Origin of the sequence: Clostridium sp. AM42-4 (genome assembly GCF_003480105.1) — a bacterium.
Taxonomy (GTDB): Bacteria; Bacillota; Clostridia; order Lachnospirales; family Lachnospiraceae; genus Brotaphodocola.
On record NZ_QUIK01000001.1, the window covers coordinates 68,427 to 84,375 of the forward strand.

The window sequence follows — 15,949 nt, forward strand, 5'->3', positions numbered from 1 at the left end:
GATCCATCACACTTCACAGTGGTTGTGATGGTGACAGACAATCGCAGACAGCTTCCCCGGATTCCCCAAAATAACCATTTATCTGCCCATTCATCTGTCTCCCGTCAGCAACCTCCATACACGCGGCAGGTACCTTCGCATCCATGCCCCGGTCACACTGCTGATCACAAGCACCAGAACCGGCATGAACAAAAACAAAAGGAACGGTCCATACCAGTTTGCTGTCCCTATGATTCCGATCCGGGCTGCCGTCTTGTTGATGAGCCGAACAATGGCAAAGTGAACCGCATACAGGAAAAAATTGTGTTTCATAAACTCCTTCGCCGCCGGGAGATGTTTTCCCGGAAGCACAAGCCAGAATCCCGCCACCGCCAGAACACGGCACAAAACAAAGGATGGGATATGCGCCTGCCAGAGTCCCACATAATAGACAGCCGCCGCTGCTGCCATACTAAACATTCCTGTCCAAAAGCACATCCTGCTTTCACACTGCTCTGCCACTGCCTTCCAGTGCAGCGACAGCATGGCACCCGTGCCGTAATAGATCAGCGCATCCGGGTTTACCAAAAGTCCAGATGGACTAAACCGTACCAGAATCCAGCAGGCAGCAAGCAGCAGACAGCCGCTCCATACACGCTTTAGCAGCATATAAAGGACCGGTGCCAACGCCACCAGCCAGATGAGCTGGTACAGATACCAGAACACATTGTTGTAGGTGTGGGCCACCACGGCTTCCACCGCCGCCTGAAGCGACAGCTTTACGACGCCTTTTCCCACGACATCAGACAGCGCCGGGACGCGGCTGGCAACCACATAGCAGATATAGTAAAGAAAATTCCAGACAATATACGGCACAAGCAGGCTTTTTACGCGCCTCTGCCATTTGCCCTTCAGCTTCTCCCAGCTGAAATCCCGGTAAAACTGGTAGCCGGAAATCATAAAAAATCCTGGTACCGCGATCTGCCCAAACCAGTCTCCGATCCGGTGCTCCAGCACATAAACCGTTCCGGTCATCGCCTGATACCCCAGAAACAGCTCTGCATTGTAGGAGTGGACCCAGATTACTAAGAGACTGAGCGCAAAAGAGAACCATGTGACTTTGTTGCGAAATTCTAACTCGGTCATATGATTCCCCCTTATCTGTCATACGTTTTCTTTTTGCCGGAACTGCCAGCTTAAAACGCAAGAAACCATTTTCTTTTCAAGCCTTACAATACGTCAGAAAAATGTGGTCTTAACCGTTTAAACACACGAAGCCCCAAAAGCCCGATAACAAGCGTTACCGCCCAGAAATAAATGCCGAGCTTCGGCCGCTCCCAGAACCAGTTTCCGGTGAGCATACTGTCGCGGTATCCGGCAACCACATAGTAAAACGGGTTCAGCTTTAAGATCGTCACAAACCACGGAGCCTTGTCCGCAAACATGGTCTCCTGGTACATGATCGGGGTCAGCCACATGCCAAACTGCAGACAGATGCTGACGATCTGCGCCATGTCTTTAAAGAAGACATTGACCGCAGAGGTCAGGTAACCGAATGCCAGGGCCAGCATGGCTGCCGCGAAGCTGTAATACAAGATCTGGATCCAGGTTGCCATCGGCAGTCTGCCGTAGCATAAGAACACGACCAGCATGATCCCTGCGAAAAAGGCATGCACCAGCATACAGGAGATCAGCTTGATGATCGGAAGGATCTCAACCTGGAACACAACCTTCTTCACCAGATAGCTGTATTCCTGCAGACACCCTGTCACGCAGTTTAAAGCCTCGCTGTAGAAAAACCACGGCACAATGCCCGGGATCAGCCAGAGCACATACGGCACTCCCGGAACCGGCGGCACACTCTTAAATCCCACCTGGAAGATGAAGAAATAGATGAGCACCGTGACGATCGGCTGCACCAGCATCCACACGATGCCAAAGTACGAACCGACAAAGCGCTTTCGGAAATCAGCCTTCGCCAGATCCCAGATGAGTTTTCGTTTCCTGACGATTTCTTTCATCAGAGAAATTACATAATTCATAAATTTTTATTCCTCATTAAATTTGAAGGTGTCCTTCAGACCACTCCACTTTTTATCTTTCTCAGAGATGATCAGCTCCACACCTTCCTCGAACGGCCAGTCAATGCCAATCTCCGGATCGTTGTAAGCCAGACCGCCCTCATCGCCCGGATGATAGAAATCGGTGCACTTGTAGGCGAACTCTGCCTCATCGGACAGCACTAAGAAGCCGTGTGCAAAGCCCTCCGGGATGTAGAACTGCTTTTTGTTCTCAGCAGTCAGCTCCACGCCAAACCACTTTCCGTAGGTTTTGGAGTTTGCACGCAGGTCTACTGCTACATCGAATACGGCACCACGGATGGCACGCACCAGCTTGCCCTGCGGATACTGTTTCTGGAAATGCAGGCCGCGCAGTACACCCTTCACGGACATGGACTGGTTGTCCTGTACAAATACCATGTTCAGTCCGGCTTCCTTGAAGTCATTCTGGTTGTAAGTTTCTACAAAATAGCCGCGCTCATCCTTAAATACGGTCGGCTCGATCACATAAAGTCCCTCGATATCACAGGATGTTACTTTGATCTTTCCCATTATTCTTGTTCCTCACTTTTCATTTCTCTAAGGTTTTACAAACGGATGCACACAATGCTGAACAGACGCACCAGCGCATAACCGTTCAGACAGCACATCAGATACAATATACTACGGTTTTTATCCTTTGTCAAAACTACCGTATGATTTTTAAAAGCCAGCAGAAGCACCGGCAGAAATGGCAGGAAATACCGGCCCTGCACGCCCAGGATCACCCGGGAGCTGAGCGGTGTCCACGCGATCAGCATGGACAGCATGGTAAGCCCCGCGCAGGCCGCTGCAAGAACTCCCACCCAGAACCGCTGGCGCAGATTCATGCGGATCTGCTCGGCCGGAATCTTCAGTGCCAGACCGATCAGACATAATGTAAGGATCCACACAACCAGATACGGCACATCCAGCACCTGGTCCAGATTTCCAAGCCATCCTCCGATCATGGTGATATGCATGTCTTTCGCATTCCACACCAGGGTCTGGTAAAACATCCGCACCAGAAGCACTGGATTATGGATGAGAAGGTTCATGCTGAAACCGGCTTCTTCTGCCCAAGCCACATAGCTGTCAGCCTCCGTCGCGTAAGTGGTGATGACCTGGCTATTAACCAGATACATGGACACAGCCCACGCACCCGCCACGACAAACGCACTGACAAACCAGTTTCTTGCACCGCCAAATTTGCGGACCGGAACCAGCAGGCACAGGCCAAGCATCGGCGCGTAGACCATCTTGCACGGACCTGCCACCGCCGCCAGAACTGCTAACAGCACCACATCCCGGATGCGGACCCGTTCCGCTTCAAAAGCCAGGTCCAGACAGACAGCTGTTAAAAGGAACATGCAGCCGAGGATCATGACATCATAAGAGAACGAAGCCGCAAGATGCAGCGTCATCGGCAGAAGTGCCACGCCCAGAAGCACTTCTTTCCCAAACGGGATCCGCTTCACCGCCAAATAAAGCATTCCTATAAAAAAGAGCAGGTTGCACAACCGTCCAAAGTACAAAAGGCAGACCGTATTCAGCCCCAGAAGCCTTGCCGCGCTGATGCCGATCGCCTGGGGCACATAGGCAAGCGGCGTAGTCGTGACCGGCGGGTAGGTGGAACTCACGTAAGCACCATGTGCCTGAATTTCAGCAGTCCGCTCCGGAGCGTACTGACCATTGATTCCTAATGCATGAAATAACTCATAGGTGGACTCATCCAGAGTCTCGCCCAGCTTCACCGCCTGTTCGTGGCTCTCCTCCGTCACCTGAAGGTTTCCATCTTCATCGGGTTCGTAGATAAAATCCCCGTCCAGATCCTCCACCCAGGCATCCTGCGCCCGTAAAAGCACCCGACCGTAGCGGTCGCGCTGTGGCTGTCCAATCAGCTGGGAGGATAGGCGGTAAGCACTGACATAATGGCTGATCTCGTCCGGCGCCGAAAGCGGCGGCAGCACAAAGAGATACAGCACGCCAAGGCCTCCTGCCATGAGCACCGCCAGCTTCGGAAATGACCATGGAATGTTCTTTTCCAACAGGAAATATCCACACACGGCAGCAAGCGCTGCCACCAGAGCCGACAACAGCAGATACTGTCCCATCTGCCAGGAAGCACCGGTCGCCTGAATCCCGGTCTTAACATCCAGACTGTGCCAGGCAGCTGCAGCCGCAAGGCACAAAATGCCGGCGATCAGACTAGCGTTTTTCTTCTTCATACTTTTTCTCCTCAAGTGCCATGGCCTGGACCAGCTCTTTGATCTTACTCTCCAGCTGTGAGATGTGGATACTCATAAAAAAGACCTTTAAGATCAGCACAAAGATCGCGAACAAAAACAGAAAATTCGTTGTGGCGTAGATTCCAAGCAGGCTGGCGCAGGCATCGGCCACCTTCGGAAATACACTGTACACCACCAGCACCAGGGCTAACACAATCCAGAAGATCGCGCTCTCGATCTGCATCCGGGACTGGCGGATCTTGCGCATGATCATGGAAAAGGTGCCAAGAGACACCAGGATCAGTGCAATGCGCAGGGTTGTGGTCATCATGCTTTTCTCCTCCATTTCTTTTCCCAGTATAGCGGGCTCATGCTGCACCAGAGGATCATCTTTTTCGGAAGTTTTTCATAGTTTCGTCCCAGCTTGTAGCCGAGATATTTGCAGCCGCTGCTGACAACCAGCTCCGGGATCAGAAAACCCTTAAAGTGCAGCAACAGGTACTTTGCCGTCTGTTTCACGAGGCGGATTCCCTCTCCCTCTGACTTCAGATCCGCGAACACCTCCGGATGCTCCGCCTGGGATACCGCCAGATCAAAATTGCGGTGGAACTGCTGCATCGGCGTCAGATTGTGCGAGTGGACTACCTTGGCCTCCGGCACATAAGCCACCGCGTAACCGGCATCCATAGCCGCTGCCGCGTAGATCATGTCCTCATTAAAGATGGTGCTGTTCACAAAGCCCTCCAGCTTGCGGAAAATGTCCTTGCGGTACGCACAGCACACATTGGAAGCAAAGTAGGTCTTGATCCCCATGGTACTGACATCTTTTTTCGTCTTTACCATCGGCGTATCCGGATAGTTGAATGCACGGGTATAGCGCTCGATCGTGCGGCAGTCCTTTGCCGGAAGCTGTCTTGCGTAAGCCACTGCCACCGCTTCGCCATCCGGTCCCTTCTGCTCCAGTCCCTTTAACAGGTTCTCGATCAGGTATTCATCCTGCGGAACTGCGTCATCGGTCATAAAGATCATGATGTCCGATTCCGAGTACCACGCCGCCAGATTGCGGGTACCGCCGTGGTCAAACTCTTCTTTTGTCAGATGATGGACTTCCATTCCAGGGATATCCCGGTATCCGTCCGCATTCCAGTACGCTTTTTCTGTATTCATGATAATGATCCGGTCTGGCACTACCGTCTGCTTTTTCAGCATCTGAAGCAGTCTGGCAAACCGCCGGTCCGGCTTGTACACCGGGATCAATACATCAACCGTCATGACGCTCCTCCTTCATTTCCCTCTTGATTTCGATCCAGGCGCCACCCACAAATCCGGCTGCCATGATGACCATCAGCACCAGATAGGCTGCTGCCGCGCCCAGAATCCCAAATGCCACCGTCATTTTCGGAGCCAGGACTGCCGCCAGTACCGTGAGCACCACATAAATGCCAAAGATCAGCTTCTGCTTCCGCAAAATGACCAGCGCATAATAATAAAGATTTAAAACTGCATAAAAACCGCCGCCCAGCACGATCATGACAAAGGCGGGCCAGAGTGCTGTCAGCTTTCCGCTGTATGCCGCACCAAGCAGCCATTCCAGAAGCACAAGCACCGGCTTTCCAAGCACCACGGTCCCGCCGACCGCCAGAACCGTCAGACCACCGATCACTGCCATGATCGTGAGCAGCTTTTTCGAAAAATCTGAAAAACGGTGCGCATTCCAGCAGTCCGTTAAATAGGTCAGATATGGGCGGATCACAAAACCTGCCGCCAGATTGATAACCGAGGTCGGCATAAAGATCACATTGAAATAGCCGCTGGCTGCATCGCCCAGGTGGGCATCGATGGCATACTTCGCTGCAGAAAAAATATAAAAATCCAGAAACACCGACACAAACAAAAGAATGGCCGATGCGGTCAGCGCCCTTGCCTGTGTTCCGTTCCAGTTATAATCCACCTTGGGCAGTTCTTTTAACACTACAATGTCAAACAAAACAACACCCGCGATCTGTCCCAGCACCGCAGCCACGCAGGCTGCAAAAAGTCCTGCCCCGGAACATAACGTTACCAGGAAGACTCCGACCGAGAGAATGGTACGGAATGTATTGGAACGTCCGGTCAGGTACAGACATCCCTGCCGCTGGAATTCCGATTCGTACACATCGGCAAAACCATCGATCACCTTATAAGCGATCAGCAGAAAAATGATCTGGACCTTCTGCCAGGAATACCCGGTCACAGCCAGATATCCGGCCCCCAGAAGCAGCGCCAGAAAACAGGTCCCATACCGGTGATGGAGATAATCCCCAAACCGGTACTGGTTCGCCCCGTCCGTAATGTGAAACGGCCGGATGCCAAAATACGCCAGCAGAAACATCTGCTGCCCGACCGTGCTGAACCCAAAGGAAAAAATCCCGCCCTGCTCTTCTCCGGCTATGCGCAGCACCAGAAAAGAAAGTACCATACTGGCAAAGGCATAGAAGAAGCTTCCGGTCATGTTCCAGATCATATTTTCTTTTTCCAGGCTCAGCCTTGTTTTCATGAGAAGGTGCGTCCAGTGTTTCATGATTATTTTCTCCCTTTTCCGTTTACCAGCTTTTTGCTCCGGAAATTCTGGATCAGCAAAATCGAGAGCAGCATCCGCGCCATATAACGCACCGCCACCATCGGCTTTAAGTAGCTCTCACCACCGGCACGCTCTGCGATATGCACCGGCACTTCAGCCACCTTTGCCCCCTGCTTGAGCAGGTAAGACACGGTGTCCGGCTCCGGTCCGTAATTTAAATTCAACGCAAATTCCCGGATCATCTCCCAGTTGAACATCCGCATGCCGGATGTCGGATCTGCCACGGTCACGCCTGTGGTCAGTCGGATGGCCGCCTCAATCAGACGGCTTCCCACCATACGCATGGACCAGTCCTTCTTCCCGTTTACAAACCGGCTTCCAATGACGATCTCGTATCCTTCTTCCATCTTTTTCTGCATGGATTCGATGAATTCCGGACGGTGCTGTCCGTCTCCGTCAAACTGGATCGCATATTCGTAGCCCTTGTAATAGGCATATTTCATGCCTGCCTGAAAACAGCCCGCCAGTCCCAGATTGACCGGAAGATCCAGCAGGTTAAAGCCATGTTCCCGGCAGATTGCCGCAGTCCGGTCCCTGGAGCCATCGTTGACCACCAGATAATCAAACTGCGGATAGCCTTCCTCCAGTTCCCGCACAACCATCTCAATATTCGCTTCTTCGTTGTAGGCGGGAATTACGATCAGCACCTTGTTCATTGTTTCTTTTCTCCACATTTCAGTATGATATCACAGATCTCATCCACCGTTTCGAGGGAAAGATCCGGGTATAACGGCAGGGTCAGAACCTCCGACGCGATCCGCTTTGCCACCGGTGTGTCATCCGAAGAAAACTGGTCCCGGTAGCAGGCATAGTCATTGATGCACGGGTAAAAATATTTCCGTGCATAGATATTGTACTCCTTCAGTGCATCAAAAATCTCGTCCCGGTCTGCTCCGTAGCCTTCAAATACAACCGGCATGTAAGCATAATTATAGCGCACCCCTTCTTTTTCTTTGCACAGGCGGATACCCTGCACGCCGCCAAGCCGTTCGCGGTAACGCTCCGTCAGTCTTTTCCGCTTTTCAATATCCGCATCTACATGGCGCAGGTTGCAAAGACCCATCGCAGCCTGGAACTCGTTCATCTTTCCGTTTGCACCCACATATTCTACCTGCTCATAGCCAGTGATTCCGAAGTTTTTCAGCTGGTATAACAGATCCTTTAATTCCGGATCCTGAAATGCGACCGCACCACCCTCGATGCTGTGGAACACCTTCGTCGCATGGAAACTGAACATGGATGCATCGCCAAACTGACCGATCCCGGCTCCGTCGATCGTCTCGCCAAAGGTATGTGCCGCATCGTAAATGACCTTCAGACCATGGCGGTCCGCAATCTTCTGAATGCGTTTCACATCGCAGGGATTTCCGTATACATGGACCGGAACGATCGCGGAAGTTTTTTCCGTGATCAGGCTCTCCAGTTTGTCCACATCGATAGTATAATCCTCTTCATTGATATCGCAGAAGACCGGAGTCAGACCATTGCGCACAATGGCGTGGGTCGTGGAGGCAAAGCTGAACGGCGTGGTAATGACCTCCCCGGTCAGCTTCATGGCCTGCAGCGTCAGTTCCAGCGCCATATGGCCGTTCACAAACAGTTCCAGATTCGGTGTCTTTAGATAGGTTTTCAGTTTTTCCTTTAAGGTTTCGTGGTATTCCCCCATGTTGGTCAGCCAGGCGCTGTCCCAGATGGGTTTTAACATCTCCACATATTCTTCCAGCGGCGGCAGTGAGGAACGTGTCACCATAACCGGCTCTTCGTATCGTTTTATCATCTGTTTTCGTCTTCCTTTCCCTGAACTGCACTGGTTTCCTGGCTTTCTCCATGTACCCAGTCAGCGTTGGTTTCCTGGTTTTCTCCATTCATCTGGCATGCGCTGGTTCCCTGGTCTTCTCCAGCCGCCCGGTCTGCACGATCCATTCTATATTCTGCATACCGTCTCGCAATATACTGTTCCCCGGTCACAGCTATTTCTTCCAGCTTTTCTCCCGTAAAGCAGCGGATATGATTTTTCACCATATCGTAGCCCGCCGCCCCGGAAAATGCCACGCCGCCTGCAAACCGCGGGTTGCATTCCAGAAAATAATACTCCCCTGCATCCCTGTCTGCCTCAATAAATTCCATATTTACACAGCCACGGATTCCAACCGCTTCGGCAATATCCCGGCACTGCTGCTCTAACAGCTCACTGCGAAATACACAGACAGAAGTTCCCGCGCCATTTAAGGTACGCAGAAGCTCCCGTCTTGGCAGACAGAAGGTCTGCTTTGTTTCCGGATTCCGCACCACATCCACGGTGATGACAGTTCCGCCAATCTTCGGCTGCACCAGATACTGCTGCTTTCGCTCTTCGCTACAGCTATTTAACAGAAAACGAAGATCCGACTCGGATTCCAGGATTTTCAGTCCCTGACTGCTGCGGCCGTCAAACGGCTTTGCAACCAGAGGAAAACGTAAGGCTGCAAAGCCGGAAACCCGTTGTTCATTTTCGTTCTTCCAAGATTCTGCCGGCAGACCACCACGCTCCAATAATGCTTCCAGTTCCGGCAACCGCACGCCTGGAATGGTCCGGCAAAGCTTCCGCTCCCGTAAAAATGTTTCCATCTTTTCCTTATTCCGGCATAAACGGATCGCGTCAACATCGGAAATCCACACTTCTGCGCCTAATTCTTTAAAATCTTCCGAAAATTCTGTTCTCCACTCCTGGAGCACATCAATTTCTACATCCGTGAGGGGGATCAGCACATCTGCCTGCTCCTTTTTACAAAGCTCCTTTAAAAAATTCCGGTAGTTTCCGCGGTCTGTCGCGTAAGGCGCTTTATAAAACACATCTACATCCTGCGAATTGACCACCCACTCAGCCGGGTAAATATCACATCCAACAACGCGCATTCCCGCCGCATGGCAGGCCGAAATAGACGCCTGCGCGGAAAAGGAACCGATTGCCGTAATGATCACTGTTTTTTTCATAACTTTATTTCTCCTCGAGTGCCGGACTGCCCAGCGTTTTCCTGCTGCGGTTTACCCGCTGTGCGTACCTGGCAGCTTTTTCTTCTCGTTCTTTACACATTGCGCAGCTTCTCTTTTACCATTCCCATCAAAAAGCAAAAACTCTCCAGACGGAAGGCAGCAGCCAGCACAATATAAACAACCGCACCGCAGATAATCTGCAGTCCCAGTTTCAGCCATACTGACATGTCCGGAAGCCATGCGCCAAATGCCATAACTGCCGCGCACATCACAACCGACAGCACCGCCGGCGGAGCTACATCCATCCACTGATGGGCGATGTCGTATCCAAGCAGCTTCTTATTCGGTGCCGCATTGACAAAGGTACACACAAAATCCTGAAAGGCTTTGATGCACACCATGATAAACACATTGAACTGCATGCCGATCACCAGTGCCAGAAGGCTGAGTGCCTTCTTCACCAGCTCCAGTTTTAAAAAGATATCGCTGCGCCCCACTGCATTGATGGCCTGCAGATTCGTGATATGGATCGGCCAGAAGCAGTAAGAAACGCACATGATTCGGAGAAACGGCACACAGATCAGCCATTTTTCTCCAAGAAGTGCTAAGACCAGAGTGTCCGCCACGGCGAAAAGCCCCATCAGCATCGGGATGACCGCAAAGGAGCTTAAGCGGATCGCCCGGCGCACCATCTCCCGCACCTTATCGGTATCGTCCTGACTGGCAGAAAACGCCGGAAGCAGGACCGCCTGGATCGCCGCACCCAGATTGGTGGCGATCAGCTTTGGAAACTGCTCTCCCCGGTTGTAGCTGCCCAACAACTCTTCATTATATATCTTTCCGATCAAAAGTCCATACAGATTATTAAATACCGTGTCCAGAAGGGAAGCACAGAGAAGCTTCCAGCCAAACGCAAACATCGTCCGGATCCGGTCGAAAGCAAAAAAGAGCCCCGGCTTCCAGGAAACCGTCAGAAACAGCACGATCATCAGGCTGATGTAATAGCTGATCTGCTGTCCCACCATGGCCCACACGCCAAGTCCACGGAGCGCCATCACAATACTGATCACACCGGAAATGGCCGAAGCCGCCAGTGTCGAAAAGAATAAGCCGCGAAACTCCATGTTCCGGGACACATACGCCGTCTGCACCGAGATGACCGCACCCGGAAACAGCACGATGCCAAGCACCCGCACAATAGACTTTAATACCGAAATGCCATAAAACTGCGCAATCGCCGGTGCCGCCAGATACAGCAACAGATAAAAAAGTACGGATGCCGCAAGTTCAAAATAGCAGACCGATGAGAAATCCACCTCGTCAGCCTGCTTTTTCTGCACCAGAGCCGTGGAGAAACCGCTCTGGACAAATACATTTGCAATGGTGATAAAGATCATGATGATCCCCACAACTCCGTACTCCGCCGGAGTCAGAAGCCGCGCTAAGAGAATCGCGATCACAAACTGAATGCCCTGGGCACCTCCATTTTCCAGAAGCTTCCAGAACAGTCCGCTTGCCACCTTATTCTTCATTCCTGTTTCGTTCATAAATTAAATCTCTTTCTCTTATTTCCAAATACCTGATGCACCTCTTGTACAATCTGGATGTTCGAAAACTGCATCAAAATTCTCACTGTTTCCAGATCATCCCCTGTGGAACTGCTGCTGCAGCCACGCATATAACTTTGGTGCTGAAGTTTCAAACCGGATAAAGAACCGTGTCCTTGCATTTAATTCCCGGTAAAATTCCCGGTTTTCCTTATTTAACACCGTATCAAAATGCTTTGTATTTACCTGCGTCAGGAAAATGAGCCGTTTTATGGCATGCTCCACCGTATTGTGGAACCGGCCGCCGCTAAATGCATCGAACCCGCGGTACATCTCTGTCATGGCAGCTGCGTAATCCTGCTGCTTTTTCTCGTAGTTGCCCTGCTTCATGAGCGTGGTCCAGGAAGCGGCACCGCCCAGCCGGTAAACGCACATGGGCTCATCCATATACCACGCCCAGCCACGGTTTGCCGCAAGAAGCTGCAGCGGGATATCCGCAATCGGTGCATGGTTGTAAAAGTCCGGCAGTGCGTCGACCATCTCCCGGTAAAACATCAACGAAGCGGTCGGATAGCCGGATGTCTTGTCGATGATCTCCTCCGGCGAGATCATGCGGCTTCCTTTGTAAGGCCGCATGTCATGCTCTGTCAACGCCTTTCCCTGCACTTCTACCTTTGCACTGTGAAAACAGAGCGAGCAGCCTGGATTTGCCTCCAGATAATCCACCTGCTTTTGCAGCTTTTTTGTGTCGGTCCAGTAATCATCGCCCTCGCACATGGCAATGTATCTGCCCCGGGCCCGTGGGAAATTAAAAGTGCCGCTGACATTGGTCAGTCCTTTGGAATACTGGTTTTCCGTCTGTAAGATTGGAAAGATCCGTTCCGGATACCGGTCTGCATATTCCTGAATGATCTGGGCAGTGCCATCGGTCGAGGCATCGTCATGGATCAGGACTTCATAAGGAAAATCAGTTTCCTGGTTTACAAAGCCCTCCAGCGCATCGCGGATATAAGCGGCCTGATTGTATGTGATGCAGCAGATGCTGACCATGATATCCTGACCTCTTTCCATCTTTCCAGAATTATGTTTCTCTGTCTTTTCAGGATCCTGTTTCTGTATGATATCCTTTCTGCCCATTTCTACACTCTGTTCCATTGCTTTTCTTTCCTCTTGCTTTTCCATTTTCCCGCCCCGGATTTCCACGGTTTTCCATTTCTATGACAATTTTGTTACGATTTTATTGCCAATCTCTTTTATTTTACATGATTGCCGATAAATTGTAAATCAGATATGGTCTTTTTACCTCTTTTATGATAGATTAACAATGAATGGTAATATTTATTATTTTCAGGAGGTTTTTTCCATGCGTAAACATACAAAAGCAGGACTTGCCCTGCTTGTGGCCGGCATGATGATGGCCGGATCTGTTACCAGCGCCTTCGCGGAAACAGATGCCACAGCAGCGACAAGCGGCGTAATTGACACTACTAAAAAGACCGAGGTGTCCGGTCCGGGAAGCACTGCAGCTTCCCCGGAAAACACATCCGGCGGTCATACTTTTTCCACCGAAGCTCCGGGATCCGGCAGTTCTGAATCCGCTTCACAGACTCAGACATCCGGCACCTCACAGGCAGCTTCCCAGACCGGAGCGCAGACCTCCGCACCGGAAACCAGTGCAGCTGCCGACAATTCCCAGGATGCCACAAGCGGCCAGACCAACGCCCTGACCCAGGATCAGGCAAACCAGCTGGAATCCGAGCAGGCTGCTGCAGAAGCAGAAGCAGCTGCAAATCATACCAGTCCGCTGTCTGTTCCGCTGCGCCAGCCGCGTCTGACCACCGCAATCTTATACAACGACAGCAAAAACTGGTCCGGCGCTTTCTTAAATGACCAGCAGATTTCCACCGAGAGCGCAGGTTTCACCGCCATCTGTACTTATCTGGAGAACATTTTCGGCGATGTCCGCTACCGCACCTACAACTCCACCACCGGATGGACCGGATGGGCAGTCGGCGGTCAGCAGACCTCCTTTGACGGCAATGCCTGGTATCCGGTTGAAGCGATCCAGTACCGCTTCGCAGGTCCGGTCAACGACCAGTACGACATTTATTACTGCGCAACCTTGAGCGACGGCACTGAGACCGGCTGGGGCAAAAACGGAGAAACCGTTGGTACCATGAACACCGGACTCCATTTAACCGGCTTCCGTCTGGCTTACTTCGCAAAGAACACCGACAGTGGCTTAAATACCTCTAATCACCTGGTATCCGCCCACGCAGACGGCATCCAGTATGTAGACGGCCAGATGCGCTACATCCATGGCAACGGCGACAATTACACCGGCTGGGGCTGGCTTGGCAATGACCGCTACTACTTCAAGGACTCCGTTCCGGTAACCGGCTGGCAGTACATCGACGGTCTGAAGTATTACTTCGGGGAAGATGGCAAGATGTGGAGTGATGTCGAATCCCTCCTTGGCAGCAACGGTCCGTACCTGATCAAGATCAACAAAGAATTAAACTGCATGACCATCTACGCACAGGATGGCGGAAATGGTTATATCATCCCGGTAAAATCTTTCCTGACCTCCGTAGGTGATGATACTCCGGTTGGAACTTTTAAAACTCCGGAAAAATATCGCTGGAGACTCATGATCCACGATGTCTACACTCAGTATGCAACCCGTCTTGGTGCCGGACTCCCAATCCTGATCCACTCCATCATCTACGATGCTGCAAACCCGATGACCGTATGGGCAAGCACCTACAACAACATGGGAATCGCCCGTTCCGCAGGCTGTATCCGCCTGATCAGCGGCGATGCAAAGTGGGTTTACGATCACTGTGCACTGGGAACCACCGTTCAGGTTTACAACTCTTCCGTTGTTGGACCGTTTGAGCGCCCGACGATCGCATACGAGATTCCATTCGAGCAGACTTGGGATCCGTCCGATCCGAATGTCACCCAGGATATGATCAATGCAGAAACTGCTCGCATCCTTGCAAAGTTCCAAAATCAGTAATTGGACTGCTGCACATTCGTAATTCATTCATAAGCATTAAAAAAGCCCGGAACGGCCGCTTCGCGGCTGTCCCGGGCTTTGCTGTATCGCATAGTAACACGATTCCGTACCCCATCTGCCTGATAAGGAGTTTCTATGACTGACAAAAAAACATTCCGCCTCCAGACCAAATTCACCCGATGCCTCTTCTGGGGCATCCTCTCCGTCTGTGCCCTGGTATTTCTGATCTGGTGCGACAAAAAAGCCTACGGCATTCTCCGTCCAAACCACGTTCTCCCGTTTGGGGTTCTTGCGCTTTCTTCCCTGTTTCTTCATCTGAGAGACAGAAAAACATCCGTCAGCACAGCCATCGGCTTTACCGCCGCCACCCCGTCCTACGACATCCGCTTCGACTATATCCGCCTGTTTGCTGTTTTCTCCGTTCTCATGATCCACTGCATCGACATTGCCCTGCCGGTGCTTTCCATGGAGATCAATGAAGAAACTACCGCCTTGATCCAGGAAGTTCCACCGCTTCTTTTGAAGACTGCAGCCGTCCTTCGTACCTGCTTCTATCTGGGCAACACCTGCTTTCTCATGCTGACCGGTGCCCTGCTGTTTGGCCGCGGAACCAAAGAAGGGATCGGAGCCTTCTACCAAAGGCGCTTCTCCAAAGTCGTGCTCACATCTATCATTTACTTTTTCTTTTATATATGGCAGAACGGAAGACTGCATCCGGTGTGCGCAGCCACCGTCAAAGATGCCTTTTACCGGATCCTGACCGGTTCCATCCAGGAAGACTGCCCGTTTTTGTGGCTGGTCTACATGACCATCTCCATCTATATAGCAGTACCCTTTCTCCGCTACATGTTTGAATCCATGACCTACCGCACCCTTACTGCTTTATCCGGTCTCATCCTGCTGTGTTCCTTTCTTCGGACCTACACCACCATGACCGCGGACCTGCTGCCCTTTTTCGCCCAGTGGATCGGCATCGCCATGATCGGCTACTGGGTATCCCGCCCGGAGACACGGACTTACGACCGTTGGATCTGGATTGCTGCCCTGCTGTCCTTTTTGAAAGTGGTCCTGTCCGTGAACCCTTATGTGTACTGGCAGGCTTATGTCAACTACTATGTCCACATGGCTCCGCTTTCCATTTTCATGGCCTGCGGCATCTTCGCCCTCGCCCTGCACAAAAAGCCGGAACGAAAACATTTCTGGGATTCCCTGGTCATGATGTTCGGAAAACACAGTTTCACGATCCTGTTGCTGCACTGGTGGGTACTCTACCATATCGTCATCTACACCCTGAACCTGGACATCACCTGGAAGCAGCCTCTGGTTTTCGCAGGAACCGTCATTTTCGTCATCCTTGCTTCCTTTGCGTATGGGTTCCTCATCGACCAGACGGTGGTGTATACGATCCGCGCTTGCTACGAGTGGATGGTCAAACACATCCAGCGTATATATCAGAAATAACAATTTAAGTATATGACAAGGGCCGTGTGAGTTGCCTTTCG

Annotated in this window: 14 protein-coding genes; 2 read left to right on the forward strand and 12 right to left on the reverse strand. The window is 51.6% G+C overall.

Annotated features, from left to right (window positions below; genetic code table 11):
• Positions 1-90: 90 nt before the first annotated feature.
• From DW922_RS00355 to DW922_RS00410, 12 genes are all read right to left on the reverse strand, one after another.
• Positions 91-1,125, reverse strand: a complete 1,035-nt coding sequence (locus DW922_RS00355; RefSeq protein WP_118725443.1) for an acyltransferase — start codon at positions 1,123-1,125, stop codon at positions 91-93.
• 83 nt (positions 1,126-1,208) lie between these two features.
• Positions 1,209-2,021 carry an ABC transporter permease gene (locus DW922_RS00360; RefSeq protein WP_118725444.1) on the reverse strand — a complete coding sequence of 271 codons (813 nt, stop codon included), beginning with the start codon at positions 2,019-2,021 and terminating at the stop codon, positions 1,209-1,211.
• A gap of 6 nt (positions 2,022-2,027) precedes the next feature.
• Entirely contained in the window at positions 2,028-2,591 is a 564-nt protein-coding gene (rfbC, locus tag DW922_RS00365; protein WP_118541387.1) for a dTDP-4-dehydrorhamnose 3,5-epimerase, read from the reverse strand.
• 35 nt (positions 2,592-2,626) lie between these two features.
• Positions 2,627-4,285, reverse strand: a complete 1,659-nt coding sequence (locus DW922_RS00370; protein ID WP_243031950.1) for a DUF2142 domain-containing protein — start codon at positions 4,283-4,285, stop codon at positions 2,627-2,629.
• Positions 4,266-4,616, reverse strand: coding sequence for a DUF2304 domain-containing protein (locus tag DW922_RS00375; RefSeq protein WP_118541385.1), 351 nt, complete (start codon positions 4,614-4,616; stop codon positions 4,266-4,268). Before DW922_RS00375 ends, DW922_RS00370 begins: the two co-directional genes overlap by 20 nt.
• Positions 4,613-5,557: a glycosyltransferase family 2 protein gene (locus DW922_RS00380; protein ID WP_118718265.1), complete on the reverse strand. Its 945-nt coding sequence runs from the start codon at positions 5,555-5,557 to the stop codon at positions 4,613-4,615. Before DW922_RS00380 ends, DW922_RS00375 begins: the two co-directional genes overlap by 4 nt.
• Positions 5,547-6,845 carry a lipopolysaccharide biosynthesis protein gene (locus DW922_RS00385; protein WP_118725445.1) on the reverse strand — a complete coding sequence of 433 codons (1,299 nt, stop codon included), beginning with the start codon at positions 6,843-6,845 and terminating at the stop codon, positions 5,547-5,549. The genes DW922_RS00380 and DW922_RS00385 overlap by 11 nt, the downstream gene beginning before the upstream one ends.
• A gap of 2 nt (positions 6,846-6,847) precedes the next feature.
• On the reverse strand, positions 6,848-7,561 hold the full coding sequence (locus tag DW922_RS00390) for a glycosyltransferase family 2 protein (protein ID WP_118725446.1): 714 nt from the start codon (positions 7,559-7,561) through the stop codon (positions 6,848-6,850).
• Positions 7,558-8,682: a DegT/DnrJ/EryC1/StrS family aminotransferase gene (locus tag DW922_RS00395; protein WP_118725447.1), complete on the reverse strand. Its 1,125-nt coding sequence runs from the start codon at positions 8,680-8,682 to the stop codon at positions 7,558-7,560. The genes DW922_RS00390 and DW922_RS00395 overlap by 4 nt, the downstream gene beginning before the upstream one ends.
• The gene (locus DW922_RS00400) at positions 8,679-9,878 is read right to left on the reverse strand and encodes an ATP-grasp domain-containing protein (RefSeq protein ID WP_118718268.1); all 1,200 of its coding nucleotides are present in this window, start codon (positions 9,876-9,878) and stop codon (positions 8,679-8,681) included. Before DW922_RS00400 ends, DW922_RS00395 begins: the two co-directional genes overlap by 4 nt.
• A gap of 92 nt (positions 9,879-9,970) precedes the next feature.
• Positions 9,971-11,425 carry a lipopolysaccharide biosynthesis protein gene (locus DW922_RS00405; RefSeq protein WP_118725448.1) on the reverse strand — a complete coding sequence of 485 codons (1,455 nt, stop codon included), beginning with the start codon at positions 11,423-11,425 and terminating at the stop codon, positions 9,971-9,973.
• 96 nt (positions 11,426-11,521) lie between these two features.
• Positions 11,522-12,580, reverse strand: coding sequence for a glycosyltransferase (locus tag DW922_RS00410; protein WP_347560237.1), 1,059 nt, complete (start codon positions 12,578-12,580; stop codon positions 11,522-11,524).
• Positions 12,581-12,788: 208 nt separating this feature from the next.
• On the opposite strand from DW922_RS00410, the gene DW922_RS00415 reads away from it, so the two are divergent.
• A complete protein-coding gene (locus DW922_RS00415) occupies positions 12,789-14,447 on the forward strand; it encodes a L,D-transpeptidase (protein ID WP_118725449.1) in 1,659 nt (552 codons plus the stop codon).
• A 135-nt stretch (positions 14,448-14,582) separates the two neighbouring features.
• Entirely contained in the window at positions 14,583-15,908 is a 1,326-nt protein-coding gene (locus DW922_RS00420; RefSeq protein WP_118725450.1) for an acyltransferase, read from the forward strand.
• Positions 15,909-15,949: the final 41 nt, after the last annotated feature.